The 12,190-nt window shown below is 48.0% G+C and carries 12 protein-coding genes, 1 tRNA gene and 1 other RNA gene; 4 read left to right on the forward strand and 10 right to left on the reverse strand.

The window, feature by feature from the left end:
• The 10 genes from GX135_04060 to ffs all read right to left on the reverse strand — a co-directional run.
• On the reverse strand, positions 1-296 hold a 296-nt coding region (locus GX135_04060; protein ID NLN85264.1), incomplete at its 3' end, for a hypothetical protein.
• Positions 297-306: 10 nt separating this feature from the next.
• On the reverse strand, positions 307-672 hold the full coding sequence (locus GX135_04065; GenBank protein NLN85265.1) for a NusG domain II-containing protein: 366 nt from the start codon (positions 670-672) through the stop codon (positions 307-309).
• Positions 672-1,646 carry an AmmeMemoRadiSam system radical SAM enzyme gene (gene amrS / locus GX135_04070; protein NLN85266.1) on the reverse strand — a complete coding sequence of 325 codons (975 nt, stop codon included), beginning with the start codon at positions 1,644-1,646 and terminating at the stop codon, positions 672-674. Before amrS ends, GX135_04065 begins: the two co-directional genes overlap by 1 nt.
• Positions 1,647-1,742: 96 nt before the next feature.
• Positions 1,743-1,820 (reverse strand) — tRNA-Asp (locus GX135_04075).
• Positions 1,821-2,046: 226 nt separating this feature from the next.
• Positions 2,047-2,640 (reverse strand): DNA-3-methyladenine glycosylase I, encoded by a 594-nt coding sequence (locus tag GX135_04080; GenBank protein ID NLN85267.1) that lies wholly within the window; start codon positions 2,638-2,640, stop codon positions 2,047-2,049.
• Positions 2,637-2,894 (reverse strand): TfoX/Sxy family protein, encoded by a 258-nt coding sequence (locus GX135_04085; protein NLN85268.1) that lies wholly within the window; start codon positions 2,892-2,894, stop codon positions 2,637-2,639. The genes GX135_04080 and GX135_04085 overlap by 4 nt, the downstream gene beginning before the upstream one ends.
• Positions 2,895-3,002: 108 nt before the next feature.
• The gene (locus GX135_04090; GenBank protein NLN85269.1) at positions 3,003-3,968 is read right to left on the reverse strand and encodes a divergent polysaccharide deacetylase family protein; all 966 of its coding nucleotides are present in this window, start codon (positions 3,966-3,968) and stop codon (positions 3,003-3,005) included.
• Positions 3,944-4,363: a DUF192 domain-containing protein gene (locus tag GX135_04095; protein NLN85270.1), complete on the reverse strand. Its 420-nt coding sequence runs from the start codon at positions 4,361-4,363 to the stop codon at positions 3,944-3,946. The genes GX135_04090 and GX135_04095 overlap by 25 nt, the downstream gene beginning before the upstream one ends.
• A 92-nt stretch (positions 4,364-4,455) precedes the next feature.
• Positions 4,456-7,368 (reverse strand): T9SS type A sorting domain-containing protein, encoded by a 2,913-nt coding sequence (locus tag GX135_04100; GenBank protein NLN85271.1) that lies wholly within the window; start codon positions 7,366-7,368, stop codon positions 4,456-4,458.
• A gap of 71 nt (positions 7,369-7,439) precedes the next feature.
• Positions 7,440-7,538, reverse strand: an RNA gene (gene ffs / locus GX135_04105) — signal recognition particle sRNA small type.
• A gap of 90 nt (positions 7,539-7,628) precedes the next feature.
• Here ffs and GX135_04110 point away from each other — a divergent pair.
• The 4 genes from GX135_04110 to GX135_04125 all read left to right on the forward strand — a co-directional run bounded on the left by GX135_04110 (position 7,629) and on the right by GX135_04125 (position 12,082).
• A complete protein-coding gene (locus GX135_04110) occupies positions 7,629-9,131 on the forward strand; it encodes a hypothetical protein (GenBank protein ID NLN85272.1) in 1,503 nt (500 codons plus the stop codon).
• Complete coding sequence (locus GX135_04115) at positions 9,124-10,038, forward strand: hypothetical protein (GenBank protein NLN85273.1); 915 nt, start codon at positions 9,124-9,126, stop codon at positions 10,036-10,038. The genes GX135_04110 and GX135_04115 overlap by 8 nt, the downstream gene beginning before the upstream one ends.
• A complete protein-coding gene (locus tag GX135_04120; GenBank protein NLN85274.1) occupies positions 10,035-11,525 on the forward strand; it encodes an MBOAT family protein in 1,491 nt (496 codons plus the stop codon). The genes GX135_04115 and GX135_04120 overlap by 4 nt, the downstream gene beginning before the upstream one ends.
• A gap of 131 nt (positions 11,526-11,656) precedes the next feature.
• Entirely contained in the window at positions 11,657-12,082 is a 426-nt protein-coding gene (locus GX135_04125; GenBank protein NLN85275.1) for a hypothetical protein, read from the forward strand.
• Positions 12,083-12,190: the final 108 nt, after the last annotated feature.

The raw sequence follows: 12,190 nt of genomic DNA on the forward strand, positions 1-12,190 counted from the left end.
CGCAAAAAATCAACTTCACGCTCCAAAATACTGGACCTCTGCCCCATCAGCTCGAGCAAAGCTTCCTCCGTAGCCTTCAAATCCGGAGCCAAATTTTCCCCATGTTTCACGCCAAAATCGCAGACCACATCCCATTTTTGATAGTATTTGGAATCCAATCCCGCGAAGATATAATCCGGTCTGGCGCTGCGGATATGCACAAAAATCCCGAAGCGGATGAGTTCCTCAGCCAAAGCCGCCATCCGGGTCGCATGGCCAAAACCATGGTCGGAAACATATATCGCAAAGTTCAACATTAAATCTGCCTCACTGGACTATCAGCCTGCGTGGCGCCTGCAGAGGACGGATTTCCACCACCACACGGTTGGGCAGGCAAACGATGGGCAGTTTATCTCCAAAACCTTGTTTAACACAGCGTTTGTCGGGACAGTCAGCTTCCGTCATGCCCACTTTTCCATCCTTGATTTCAACCGTATTGTGTTCGTCGATGCGAATCACGCGGTCTTTATCCAGAGGAAACACACCCACCGCCAGCTCATCTTTTTGGATGTAAACGTAGAGCCGCTCTTCTTTTTTGCTGACCGTAGCCCAGCTAATCCCTATGGCGAGCAAAACTGTCAGGATAAGGATAAAATCCGCCAAACTCAGGTGTTCACGCAGTTTTCGATACATCAGAATACACCATTGATTTTATGACCGCAGTTTTTGCAAAATGCGCCATCCAAACCCACAGCTCTGCGGCTTGTAGTGATAATTTCCTTACCACAGCCGGGACATTTTGTGGCGCTAAAATCATTGACACCAATGTTTCCCGCATAGACATAATCCAGGAAATCGCTTGCCATTCTGCAGGCTTTCAAAACTGTTGTAATCGGCGTTGCGGGGATTTGGGATTTATAAGCCGGATGGTAGGCGGAAAAATGCAATGGAATTCGTCTGTCCAGATCACCAACAAACTTCACCAAATCCAAAATATCTTCCTCAGAATCGTTCAAACCCGGAATGAGAAGGTTGGTGAGTTCCAGATGCACCCCTCGCGTATGGGCTTTTTTGATGGTTCGCAAAGTCACATCCAGAGAGGCTCCACAGTGTTCTTTGTAAAATTGATCGCGCATGAATTTGAGATCGATATTCATGGCTTTCACAAATGGCAAAAGCTGCTCCAGCGGCTCAGGATTGATAAATCCATTGCTCACCAAAACGATGTCCACCTCAGGCGCGATTTGGGCAAAATCGTAAATATATTCAAACCAGGTGAGAGGTTCAGTATATGTGAACGCCACTTGCGGTGTCAGACCCCGTTCCCGAATCAAATCCCGCAGTTGGCGCGGGCTGATATCCATGGTTGGACTTTCTTGCTGGCTGCTGTTATAGTTCTGACAATAAAAACAGTTCAGATTGCAGGAATTGGGTCCCAAGGAAAGTATGGACGTTCCGGGTCGGAAGTGATAAAGTGGTTTCTTTTCGATGGGATCGACAGCCAAGCCAATACTTTTTCCATAATTAACGGCAATCAGCTTTCCATCTTGATTTTGGCGTCCGCGGCAAAGACCAATCTCCCCCACCTTCAACAGGCAAAGGTGTGGACACAAAACACATCGAACCCCCATCCCTTCAAGTTTTTGATAGTGCATGCATTCGCGAATGTCAAAATCGTTCATGTTTCCTTCCTGAAAAGGACCCCGTCCCCCGAGGGTCGTGGCCCTCAAAAAAAAAGATGCCGTTTCCGGCATCCGAGTATATGGCGGGAGCGACGAGACTCGAACTCGCGGCCTCTTGCGTGACAGGCAAGCGTTCTAACCAAACTGAACTACGCCCCCAGCGCTGTTCATTCAATGTTTAAGTTTAAACACAATTTTAAACGTCCCTTTTTCTGTCAAGACAAAAATGCAGGTTGAAGCTACAATTTTTGGTCAACACAGGCTTGAACCTTTCCTAAATGTTTAGAGCACAATCCTCAAAGCTTGTTTCGCTCTTTATTCCAGAAGCAGTGTAACTTGGCATCATCTCCTGAACAACCCGATTCTTTATCGGGTTGATCACGAGTCATGAACGTGTTACTCTGGAGCCAGACTCAAGAGCGGAGTGACGGAAGCACCCGGTCAGGTGGTCATTCACCATCCCGGCAGCCTGCATGAAGGCATAACAAATCACGGTGCCCACGAACTTGAAACCGCGCGCGCGGAGATTTTTGCTCATGAGGTCGGATTCCGGGCTGTGAGTTGGCACCTCATCCGCGCTGTTCCAGTTATTCATGATGGTTTTCCCTCCCGTGAATTGCCAGATATAGTCAGAAAAAGAGCCGAATTCTTCCTGTATTTTCAGGAAAGCCACCGCGTTTGTCACCGCGGCGTTCATTTTCAGGCGATTGCGGATGAGACCTGGATCCTGCAATAGGGATTCTATCTTTTTGCTGTCGTATTTCGCAATCTTTTCAGCGTCAAAATCATCCAAAGCTTGGCGGAAATTTTCGCGTTTATGTAAAACACATGCCCAGCTCAAACCAGCTTGGAAGCCGTCCAAGACCAGAAATTCAAAAAGTTTGCGGTCATCAAAAACAGGGACGCCCCATTCCTGGTCATGATAACGAATCATCAGTTCGTCATTTCCAGTCCAGGGACAGCGGAAAATCTCGCTCATTTATTACGCGGTTTTTTGGGTTTTGGGGCGGGTAGTTCCAGCGCCGTGATGCGCGCCAATTCCACCAACCAAGCAGATTCTTCCCACATTTCCTCCGGAATCAAAAACCAAGGTTTGGAACCGGGGTAGGGTTGGTCTTCTTCAGGCTGACCAATGAAATGGCGGCCAGCCTCGGTAATTTTGAAGAAAAGGCGATCGTCCGCAATGACAACAATCAGCTTCCCATCCAGCCAGATACCATATTCGCCGAACATTTTGCGTAAGGTGATATCTCCCGCCGCGTGTAGCTTTGCGGCGATATGTTCAGCGATTTCCCTGCGGCTGGACAATAGTTTTCCTTCCCAAAATGGAGGATGAAAGTCTTAACTGGCCAGTCTTTTTGCCGCGCTGAGTGTGGTGAGTTTCAAGCCCTGAGCCTTAATCTTAGTTATGAATTCCTGCAAAGCGTTTAGTTTTTCGCGATTGTGGCAGTGGGTGATGATAATCACAGGCTCTTTGCGGCCTTTGTATCTTCCCAGATATTCGATTTTTGCGTTGATTGAAGCTTCGGAGTTGGGTTTATGTTTGTCATCCACATCCAAAAACATATCTCTCTTCAGAGCTGGATAACCCAGTGTGCGGGCCAAAGCAGGAGTAACGGCACTACCGATGGTCATGCTGTCCACAAAAAACAAGCCCTGCGCGTGGAGCTCTTTCAAAACTTTTTCCATCACATTACGGTCTGCAGTGGCGGTGCTGCCCATGTGGTTGTTTGCCCCGATAGCCATTGGAAGCTGGCTTTTGAAATCTCGGATTAACCCCGCGATTTCTTCACTGCTGGAATCCATTTTAACATATCTTGTGCCAACGTTGTTTTTGGGTCCGGCATACATGGGGAAATGAATTATCACTTCGTGACCATATTGCGCACCCACTTCACCAGACCTCTTGGTGGCGCCAAGATCGGGAAGCACGGCAAAAACAACTTCCTGGGGAAGCTTTCCAAAATCTTCCAGCAAAGTGGTGCTGTTGCCAAAATCATCCACGATAATCACAATATCCGGCATATTATCAGAGCCGGTCCAACTATATTGGAAAGACTTCAAAGGCGTTTTGCTTTCTTTGGGGGCTTCCTTTTCGTCACCTTTCTTTTGTTCGCTGGCTTGCCCATCTTTTGCATCTGTTTCCAGATCTGTGTCTTGAGCTTGGGATTGCTCTCCCATTTCAATCATGGTTCCCGCTTCCGGCTCGTCTGAGGAGACTTTATCTCCTCTGTCGCAGGAAGTTATCAAAACCAGCATGACAAAGCTGGCAATTAACAGAATTATTCTGATGTGTTTTCTATCCATTTGATCTTATCTCCGATCGTTAATTCTTTTTTCTTGGTTTGGCCTGCATTCAGCTCAAGTACATATCTATATATGGCAGGCGCTTCAATCAATTCCTCGCTAAAAGGAACCGTGTTTTCAACAATATAAGAGATGCGCTTGTTTATGTCAATGAAAATTATATCGAGGGGGATATAGGTGTTTTTCATCCAAAACGCTGTGTCCGAAGCACCCTCCGGGTCAAACAGCATTCCCTGATTTTCAGCCATGCTTTCGCGATACATCAAACCCTGGATGGCGGCCTTGGATGTGGTTGCTATTTCCACTTCATAACTGGCTTTGGGGGCATCGGATTCGGATGTGATTGAGAGGAAGGCGTCAAGCCGGAAATCAGTGCCTTCGATAATGGTCTCCACCGGTTCCATATCCTTTTTTTGGCAACCCGCCAGGCCAAGCGAGAGGAGAATTAATAAAACTATTAAAAGCTTTGCACGCATGTCTTTCCACCTTATTTCAACAAAATCATTTTGCGTTTCTGGCTCTCAGCGCCGCTTTGGAGAGTATAAAAATAGATGCCGCTGGAGAGAGGCTTGCCCAAATCATCCCGTCCGTCCCATACAAGTGTGGTTTGTCCGCGTGGGAAAACACCATCTGCCAGAGTTTTAACCTTTTGCCCCCTGCTGTTATAAATCATCAGACACGCGTTTTGCTCGGCGGGAAGAGAAAAACTGATGCGGGTATCGGGGTTAAAAGGGTTGGGATGGTTTTGCATAAGTTCAAAAACCGCAACGGGTTCCACTTCTTCCTGAATCGCGCTGCCAGAGGGCAGGTTCAGCATTCCGGGATGCCCATTTACGGTGTAATGCAGTTCGATTTCCTGAGGAGGAGCCAGATAAACGATGTTGAAAACGGGGCCTTTTGCCTCAGCGCTGCCAGCCCAGGCAAACTTCTGTGCATAGGAGTTATAAACCATAAAATCATCTTCCAATCCGTTTACCGAGATTTCAAGAAAAGGGAAAGAAAGAGTGGGAAGAAGTTGCCAATCGATGCAGTAAATTGATTCTTCTGGAATACCTTTGATTACGGTCACTTCATAATCTCCCTGAGTCTCATGTTCAACTGTGAGAGTAACTTCAGGAAGCTGCAGCTCTTCCCCACCCTGAGCCGGGAATCGGAAAAGCGGATCGCGCAGATACTTATGAACCAAAAAAGCGTCCATGGAATCGAGGCTGTCGTTTAAATCCACATCAGCCGCAGCAAAACGCTGAGGGGACCAAGGAATTGGATCAATTTCGGGGATGGGATCAAAATCAACACAATGCTGGAGGATAATGTTCGCGTCTTGGGAATTGACTATCCTGTTTCCATCAACGTCTCCATGCACAATCAAATCCGAGTCAATACCCGAAACCGTGATCTCGTTCAGATAGATGCCATCAGCATTCACATACCAATCCGACTGCAGCACAAAGCGGAGATAAATGCTTTCCCCCGCAAATTGTTCCAGAGTGAAACTGAAAGGCTGCCATTGCAAATTTGTGCCCGTAAAACTATGCAGGGTAAGCCAGTTGGATGTACTGGTGGACGCCTGAACGTGTACGAAGTCGTAGCCCTCTTCCAAATCCCAGGCAGCATTGAATGAAAGAGTCGGTTCTGCCATATTTTGCAGTGAGATAGGATTAGCTGTATGAAGTGTTCTGGTAACATTATTACCATAATTCCCTGAGGGAGAATCTGTTATGGCTGGCAAACCCTGATATGTTACCGCGCCCCAAGGTCCGGAGGCGACCCAGTTTGTGATGTCTTCACAAGCATCCTGGAAAGCCACCTCAGGTTCAAGATAAATAAAAACGAGGCGATTGTCATTTTGCACAAGGAGGAAATCCTTTGAAAACAGCGTTTCAGTTCCGGCTTTTACGCTGAGTTCATATTGTCCCTCAAAGATATCGTGGATTTCAAAGCATCCCTGCGCGTCCAGGGTCGCGTTTGTGGGCGGCTGGGTGTTCAGGTTGATATTCAGACCGGGAATTGGATTGCCTTCAGAGTCCCGCACCTGGGCAAAAAGATTGGTGACCTGGGCTTGCGAAAGCACAAAATCGTGTTCCAATGAGCCTGAGGCAGGAATCGTCAGGGTTTCTGTCCGAGGCAGATATCCCGGCGCGGAAGCTGTCACTTCATAACTTCCGGGCAAAAGCATTCTGTGATAATCTCCCGCGTTGGAATCGGTGTGCACCAGTTTGTAGTTGTCCAAAATGCTGATCTCTGCTGCGAGAGGGGCCCCTTCCTCAGAATGCACAGTTCCATGCAGGCCGCGATGCACAAATTCCATATATGAAAGCATGGATTCACGGTTTTGATTCCAAAAAGTGGGCAGTTGAGATGCCGATGGCCATTTATTATTTCCAATTTCCATGGTGATGTCCATGCCATCGGTGTAGCCGTAAGTCCAATCCTGCAACGAGCCTGTAATCACATACCAGTCTGCACCATTGGTGATTCCCTGAGAAAATTCGCTGTTGTTATACATGGCGGAATTGTTGCTTGCATAAGTCAGCGCGGCTTGGATGAGCAAATCGTTGTCCGGAGTCAGGCTATGGCTGTAATCCCAAGGATAGTTCGCCACCAGCGCTCCGCCGTGGAAATTTGCCGAAAGAACGAAATTCCTGCCTTGCAAAAAATCCATCATGGCGATGTTTTCCGGCGCCCAGGCATAGCCATCCGGGTGTTGGTTTATCCCGAAAGGCATGGGAAAATTGCGGTTAAGATCAATACCCTGGGCGTTGTAACGCTGTCCCAAAACATATCCATCCGGATTAAACATCGGGCAAATCCAAATCTCGGTGTTGTCCACCAAGTTTGTGATGCGTGGGTCGTTGCCATAATCCTCAGTGAGCAATTTTATCAGACGGATGCACATATCGTAGCCAACCGGCTCGTCACCATGAATGGAAGAGATATACAGAAATTCAGGTTCCGCTTCGTCAAGTTGCGGATTATCAGTGATTTTCAGAAAATACAGTGGTCTTCCCTGCACCGATGTGCCGATCTGATGAAGCTGACAGATGTTGGAATATTGATCAGCGGTGTCCTGCATGAACTGTTGGTATTGGGTGATGGTGTAATATGCATCCCTGGAAGGGTACAATGACCTATCCTGATGCAGTTCCAGCGCGTTTTGGCGGGCAAGATCGGGCAGTTTTTCAATCCGGAAACCATGGTCCAAAAGTCTGGTAAATTCCATTTCATCACGCAGATATACGATGATAGAGCCATTGGAGCGGCTCACGTTGTCCACACTGATTTTAAGCTGGTTCAAGATTTTGAGGTCTTGATCGATGTTCCAGCTATCTATACGGGCGGGAAAAGCGCTCAACAGTGAAACCACAAAACATAGCATTGCCAAAATAAAGGATTTTTTCATCCACTTTCCCCTGAAAGTTATTGATTGTGACTATCATGATGCAAACTAAAAGCCAGTCAAGCCATCAGAAAAAATGCCAGGCTAACAGCGACACACGGACAACGTTGCTTAATGCTGCTTCATTCCTGATCTGACATGGTTCACAAGCGTCCGTTGTACTGCGCCTGGCAGATACCAAAGATTCCGTGTGGCGCAATCTGTCAACTGTTTTGATGGATTTTCCTTGTCAAAAAACCCCAGTCCTAAAAATGACTCCACAAATGACAAACAAAGATTCAAAAGAAAAACAAGATAGAAACTCCGAAGCGCAATCGACTTCCGAATCCAGCCCCAAGGCAGGAAGACGGGTCTTTTGGCGTCCGTTTTTGGTTAGCGCGGGAGCTTTGGCGCTGATTTTATTGATTGCGCCGCTGATTCCTGCCAATGAGAATTCCATTTTTTCCATCAAAAAACTGGATTTGCTGGGCAGCCTGAAAGGCTCGGACCAAGCTGCTGAAGAGGATTCTGTGGTTGTGGCAGCGCGAGAGCTGCAAATCGACGATGAGCTTCAGGCTCTGGAGCCCTTTTTGCGCAAACTTCACGACTATCAAAAAGGCAGCGGTCAAAGCTTGCGCATCGCTTTTTATGGTGATTCCATCATTGAGGGAGATTTGCTCACGGAAAGGCTGCGAGCTCAGTTCCAGGAAGAATATGGTGGTCACGGCGTGGGCCTTGTTCCCATCACATCCATCGTGAGTGGATTCCGCCAAACCATTCGCCATTCTTTTTCCAAAAACTGGGAAACAGTTTCCTTCATGAAGCGTGGAGCTGACAAATTCCCTCTCGGTATGATTGGCTATACCTTCATCCCCCGCACCTGGTATTATGAAGAATCCGTGATTGAAACCAAAGCCCAGCCTGAGGTTTTGGATTCCCTGGGCAACGTGATTTCCGCCGCTGTGGGTGGAAGTTCCCGCAAAGAATCCAAACGTTACAGCGCGAGCGGGCCTTCCTGGGTGGAATATTCCGGATCCAAAGCTGTGGGCGGCGCCAACGAGTTTCGCCGCATTCGGCTTTTCTATTCCCACGCCTCTGCGAATTCCAAGGTGACAGTTTCTTTGGATGGTGGTGACGGCGTGATTCATTCCCTCACTCCGGGTGAAGGCGTACAGATGCTGGATCTCAGCCCATCTACCCCTGTTTCCAAGATACGCCTGACTTTCAGCCCCACCGACCCCATCCATGTTTACGGAGTTTCGTTTGATGACCGCAGCGGTTTTTACGTGGATAACCTCTCCGTGCGTGGTTACTCTGGAATGTATTTTAATGCCATCCCGGCTTCCACCCTCGCTTCTTTCCAGAAATATCTTGATTATGACCTCGTGGTTTTGCAATATGGTGGAAACGTCTCCAGTCCCAAAACCCGTGATTACAGTCGCTACAAAAACGGCATGATTGAAACCGTGCGCCACATCCAGAACGCCATGCCGGGTGTGCCCATCCTGCTGATTGGGGTTCAAGACCGCAGCACAAACCAGGGCGGACGCTATCAAACCGCTCCGGATATCCCCATCCTGGTGAAAGCCCAAAGCGAGATGGCGCATGAAACCGGAGCAGCTTTCTGGAACCTGTTCAAAGCCATGGGTGGATATAACTCCATGCCAAATTATGTGAACGCGAAGCCTCAGCTTGCGGCGCGGGATTACACCCACTTCACACGCGCCGGAGCGGCAAAGCTTTCTGAAATGCTCCACAAAGTGCTCACCACGGGAAAAAGTGATTAAAACCCTGAAATATATCCTGTTAATCGGCATCTTTCTTTCTCTGGCAGCCACGATTTTGGCCCAGGATACGTCTGAATTGTCTGAAGAGCAGGATTGCCTTGAAAATCTGCCGGAAGGGGTGGATCTCCTGGAAGAATTCATCCGAGGCCATGTGGCGCTTAAATCCATAGAAAGCAATTTTTCCCAATGGTCATTTCTGCGCCGGGAACAAAACCAAATCCCAGGCGCGGACACGCTTTTGGCACCATTTCTATATAAAATGATGGAATTGCGCGGAGGCTTGCGAGAGCAGGTCACCATTTACCAATTTGGCGGTTCACACATCAAACCTGGCTGGTTCGCCGGCGCCACCGAAACTCTTTTTGACAGCTTTTTTGAAGAGCAATCCGAAAACCCGGATACACCTGGCTTCAGATTTCTCTATAAAGGCATCAATGGCGCTTCCTTCACAAACCAGTACAACAACGAAGAAGTTTTTGCCAGCTATCGTGACCTCAAGCCTGATCTCATCGTGATTTCCATGGGCACAAACGACGCCCAGGGAACCTTCAGCGCCCAACGTTTTCGCACCGCGCTGAACAAATATATGGAAAAAATGTATAAATACAGTGGCGACACTCTCATCCTTTTCACCCTGCCGCCGGATTCATATAAAAACGGCGTCCCAAACCCTGATGTGGCAAAGGTTGCAGACGAAATCAAAGCCTACGCAGCGGAGCATGGCCATGCCTGGTGGGATTTGCAGCAGGTGATGGGTGGACCCGGCTCGTTTTCCACTTGGAAAAACAAGGGCATCGGGGGCAAAGATATGGTACATTTCAATGCCCAGGGCTACCGCCTCCAGGGGCAGCTTCTCTATGAAGCTCTGCTGAGGGCATACAAAAGTTACGCGGAGCGCGGAGAATGATCCTGCAAAAACTGCTTTCCAGCCTTGTTTATGATCCTGCCAACCCTTTGATTTTCAACAGCGGATTCTTCCTGGTTTTCTTCATAGTTTTAATGTTTTTCTATCCCTTCTTGGTGAAAAAGATAAAGCTGCGAACCTGGTATCTGATGCTGGCTTCGCTGTATTTCTACTATAAAACCAGCGGTGTTTTCCTGGTGCTGTTGGTCATCACGGCAGGGATTAACTATCTCATCGGCATTTGGATTCACAGAACCCAAAAACCTTCCAACCGCAAGGCATTGATGTGGCTCAGCGTGTTTTGGAATCTGGGTTCGCTGGGCTATTTCAAATACACAAACTTCCTCATCGATACCGTGAACCACCTCATCGGCGGAAACCTGCCCATGCTGGATATTTTCCTGCCGGTGGGCATCTCGTTTTTCACTTTTCAAACGATGAGTTACACCCTGGATATCTATTTTAAAAAGCTCGAGCCAATCAATGACTTTGCCGATTTCCTCTTCTTCGTTTCATTTTTCCCCCAGCTCGTGGCAGGCCCTATTCTACGCGCTTCCTGGTTCATTCCGCAGATAAACAAAGAACTGAGCCTGGATCGGGAAAGGATGGCAAAAGCGCTCACCATCATCTTTGCCGGGCTAATCAAAAAAGGCATAATCGCGGATTATATCAGCATCAACTTTGTGGATCGTATCTTCGATAATCCCGCGCTTTATTCCGGAGTGGAAAATCTGCTGGCTCTGTATGGTTATTCATTGCAGGTCTATTGTGATTTCAGCGGCTATTCCGACATCGCCATCGGCTTGGCAACCATGATGGGTTTTGATCTCCAGCCAAACTTCAATTCTCCCTACAAAGCCACCTCGCTGGGTGATTTCTGGCGCCGTTGGCATATTTCACTGAGCACCTGGCTGCGGGATTACCTCTATTTTCCTCTCGGTGGCAGCCGCAAAGGGAAATTTCGCACCTATGTGAACCTGATGATAACCATGCTGTTAGGTGGTCTGTGGCATGGCGCATCCTGGAATTTTGTAATCTGGGGTGGGTTGAACGGCTTGGGCTTGAGCCTGGAAAGGTTTTTCCGCAATCTCTTTGGCATAAAAAAACCGCCCAAAGGCGTTGACGCTCCAAAACCATCGTTCTGGTCTCAGGCTCTCGGTGTGATTTTCACCTTCAATTTCATCACCTTCACCCGCGTCTTTTTCCGCAGCCGCAGCTTTGAAGGCGCCATCACCATGCTGCGCACCATCTTCACAGATTTCCGGGGAAACCTGGCCCTGCAATGGCTCCAGCAATATCAGGTGGTGGCAGCGTTAATCGTGATTGGTTTTCTGCTACATTGGCTGCCCGCCAAGGTACGAAGTGGATTTGAAGGCTTCCTGCGCCGCAGTCCGATACCAGTTCAAGCCGCCATGCTGGCAGTCTTGATTTGGGTGCTCTACCAATTCCGTTCCGCGGACCTGCAGCCTTTCATCTACTTCCAGTTCTAAAGCGTTACATTTTTTCAAACTTCAAACAGTCCGCGACGTTTGTCCAGACAATTCCGCCACATTTATCTTGACAAAAATCAAGACCTTCTGAGAAATTGGTGAAATGCATTTCTGAAAAAAGGAGGTAAGTGATGAGCACAACGCAAAAGTGTATGAATTGCGCTCGAGACGTTGATTTGGTGTTTCGCAGATGTCCCCACTGCAATCACAAAATGGGCGACAAAACAATCAACGACCTCACCGATGCAGAGCTTCTGCAGCAAACAGAACTGTGGCTTTCCCAAATGGGGAAAGTGAACAAATCATACGTTGACCACAAGAGCACCAGCAAAAAGAATGTTGATTTCAACGAATTGGCCACAGAGACGCTAAAAAGGCACATCAAGGCCCACTTGAGCCTGCTTTCCTTTCGAGGTGCCAGCAATCCTGAATTGAAAGCCGCTTACTTTAAATACCGGAACCAATATCGCAGACATTACAACCGCAGATCGGCTTTCAAGTTTTTGGTTTTCCTAATATGGCCGAGTTTTACAGCTCAGGAAATAGAATGGAATTAGCTGTCCTCTCCTGTTTCGGTTATATTTGTTACTTACATCCTTCCTGCTTGATTCCAACCAATAATCCAGCTTAACACCTCCCATAGGACACCCGAAAAAGATTCAGGA

The sequence above is a fragment of the Candidatus Cloacimonadota bacterium genome, assembly GCA_012522635.1.
Lineage (GTDB): Bacteria > Cloacimonadota > Cloacimonadia > Cloacimonadales > Cloacimonadaceae > Syntrophosphaera.